This window comes from Acinetobacter sp. YH12021 (assembly GCF_013420145.1).
Lineage (GTDB): Bacteria > Pseudomonadota > Gammaproteobacteria > Pseudomonadales > Moraxellaceae > Acinetobacter > Acinetobacter towneri.
The window spans coordinates 1-2,811 of sequence record NZ_VOYT01000055.1 but is presented as its reverse complement, the minus strand read 5'-3'; the positions used below and the strand labels follow the sequence as shown (position 1 = coordinate 2,811).

General features: G+C 53.2%; 1 protein-coding gene and 3 pseudogenes. 1 reads left to right on the top strand and 3 read right to left on the bottom strand.

The features are described 5' to 3' along the window. A pseudogene (locus FTT91_RS14375) lies at positions 1–723 on the bottom strand (IS3 family transposase); the annotation flags it as partial. A gap of 106 nt (positions 724–829) precedes the next feature. Further along, entirely contained in the window at positions 830–1,444 is a 615-nt protein-coding gene (locus FTT91_RS14370; RefSeq protein WP_000904906.1) for a recombinase family protein, read from the bottom strand. Positions 1,445–1,569: 125 nt separating this feature from the next. On the opposite strand from FTT91_RS14370, the pseudogene FTT91_RS14365 reads away from it, so the two are divergent. Further along, a pseudogene (locus FTT91_RS14365) lies at positions 1,570–2,256 on the top strand (DUF4158 domain-containing protein); the annotation flags it as partial. 423 nt (positions 2,257–2,679) lie between these two features. Here the strand turns inward: FTT91_RS14365 and FTT91_RS14360 are convergent. Next, a pseudogene (locus FTT91_RS14360) lies at positions 2,680–2,811 on the bottom strand (IS6 family transposase); the annotation flags it as partial.

Sequence of the window (2,811 nt, the reverse complement as noted above, 5' to 3'; positions counted from 1 at the left end):
TCACAGCACATAAATAAACAAAGCCTTTTGCCATAGGGATATACGTTATATCCGTAGACCACACTTGATTACTGCGCTGAATAGCCAACCCTTTGAGCAGATATGGATATTTACGGTGAGCTTGATTGGCCTGACTTAGATTTGGTTTACGATATAACGCATTAATGCCCATTTTCTTCATTAAAGTACGTGTATGACGTCGTCCTATATGATGTCCTTGACGATTCAATAAATCACGCATCATACGGCTACCTGCAAAAGGGTATTGCATATGTAACTCATCCATACAGCGCATCAGCTTCAGATCTGATTCACTCACAGGTTTTGGGCGATAGTAATAACAACCACGGGAGACTTTCAGCAGCTTAGCTTGCTTAGATACTGAAATCTGAAGTGAGTCATCGATTAACTTTTGTGGTTGAAGCGACCCAGTTTCTTCAACACACCTTCTAAAAAATCAATTTCTAATGCCTGCTCACCGATTTTTGCATGTAGTTTTTTTAGATCGATGGGTGGTTCTGTTGGAGCTTTTGATTGATCGAAAGCTTGCGAGGAAGCTGAAATCAGTTGATTTTTCCAGTCAATAATTTGGTTTTGATGAACATCAAATTCAGCACTCAATTCAGCAAGTGTTTTTTCTGCTTTAATCGCAGCAAGTGCTACCTTAGCTTTAAAGTCATTTGAATGATTTCTTCTTGGTCTACGTGTCATAAAATACTCCATATATTGATGTTTATAACATCATTTGGGGAGCAAAATATCACTTATAAGTGTTGTTCAAATTTCCTGATCCACCTCTGTGGCTCAACCTGCGAAAAGAAACGAGTTGCTACGTAAGTCCGAGAACATGCTTTCCATGGTCTCTGAGCTCGCCTTTGGGACCGACATATCGGTAGAGAGTGACGCGCTCGATGCCGAGTTCCTTGCAGAGATCGGAAACTGAAGTATCGCGCTGGGCCATGGCGGCTTGCGCGAGACGCACCTGAGCTTTGGTGAGCGCGAATTTTCGTCCGCCCTTGCGACCGCGCGCTCTCGCGGAGGCGAGACCCGCCATGGTGCGCTCTCGGATCAGATCCCGCTCGAACTCGGCCAAGGTGGCGAAGATTCCGAACACCATGCGACCGGACGCAGTCGTGGTGTCGATCTGAGCGCCCTTTCCAGTCAGAACCCGCAGGCCGATCTTGCGGTCTGACAGCTCCTTCACCGTGTTGACCAGATGGGCAAGCGATCGTCCGAGGCGATCGAGCTTCCAGACCACCAGCACATCGCCGTCACGCAATGACTTGAGGCAGGCAGTCAAGCCAGGGCGATCATCACGACCGCCGGAAGCAAGATCATCATAGATATTGTCCCGTTCGACACCTGCGGCGCGCAAGGCGTCGTGCTGCAGGTCGAGAGACTGCGAGCCATCGGCTTTGGAGACGCGGGCATATCCGATCAGCATGTATCACAAACGTTGGTTTGAGGCGGCGCTTCGGCCACGATTGCATTGACCTCTGGAAATGTATCTCAACCAGCTTCATAAACAAAGCGTCTTGAACGCTATCAGATTTTGAAAAAGGAACATGTATGCCGCGTCGCGTCACTCTAACCGATCGGCAGAAAGACGCGCTGTTGCGCTTGCCGACTTCACAGACGGATTTGCTCAAGCACTATACGCTGAGTGATGAAGACTTTGGGCATATCAGGCTGCGTCGGCGCGCTCACAACAGGTTCGGCTTCGCCCTGCAATTGTGTGTCCTGCGCTATCCCGGCCGGGTGCTGGCTCCAGGCGAACTGATCCCTGCAGAGGTCATCGAATTTATCGGAGCGCAGCTTGGCCTGGGTGCCGACGATCTCGTAGACTATGCTGCCCGCGAGGAAACACGGCACGAGCATCTTGCCGAGTTACGGGGGCTCTACGGCTTCCGCACCTTCTCCGGACGTGGTGCGAGCGAGCTGAAGGAATGGTTGTTCCGAGAAGCCGAGATGGCGGTGTCGAACGAGGATATCGCCCGTCGCTTCGTAGCCGAGTGCCGACGCACCCGCACTGTCCTTCCCGCGACATCCACGATCGAGCGGCTTTGTGCCGCGGCTCTCGTCGATGCCGAGCGACGCATCGAGACGAGGATCGCCAGTCGGCTGCCTATGTCGATCCGAGAACAGTTGCTGGCATTGCTCGAGGAGACGGCTGATGATCGGGTGACCCGTTTTGTGTGGCTGCGCCAGTTCGAGCCTGGCTCGAACTCTTCGTCGGCCAACCGGCTGCTCGACCGGCTCGAATATCTGCAACGCGTCGATCTCCCCGAGGATCTGCTTGCCGGCGTTCCTGCCCATCGGGTGACTCGTCTGCGCAGGCAGGGTGAACGGTATTATGCCGACGGCATGCGCGATCTCCCGGAGGACAGGCGGCTTGCGATCTTGGCTGTTTGCGTCTCGGAATGGCAGGCGATGTTGGCCGACGCAGTGGTCGAAACCCACGACCGGATCGTCGGCCGTCTCTACCGTGCTTCGGAGCGTATTTGCCATGCAAAGGTCGCAGACGAAGCGGGGGTGGTGCGTGACACCCTGAAATCCTTCGCCGAGATCGGGGGCGCCCTGGTCGATGCACAGGATGATGGCCAGCCGCTGGGCGATGTCATCGCGAGGGCACTGTTGCAAAGTTAGCGATGAGGCAGCCTTTTGTCTTATTCAAAGGCCTTACGTTTCAAAAACTCTGCTTACCAGGCGCATTTCGCCCAGGGGATCACCATAATAAAATGCTGAGGCCTGGCCTTTGCGTAGTGCACGCATCACCTCAATACCTTTGATGGTGGCGTAAGCCGTCTTCAT

Coding starts and splice junctions, on each gene's coding strand:
- FTT91_RS14370 (WP_000904906.1), bottom strand. CDS start 1,444: ATGCTGATCGGATATGCCCGCGTCTCCAAAGCCGATGGCTCGCAGTCT.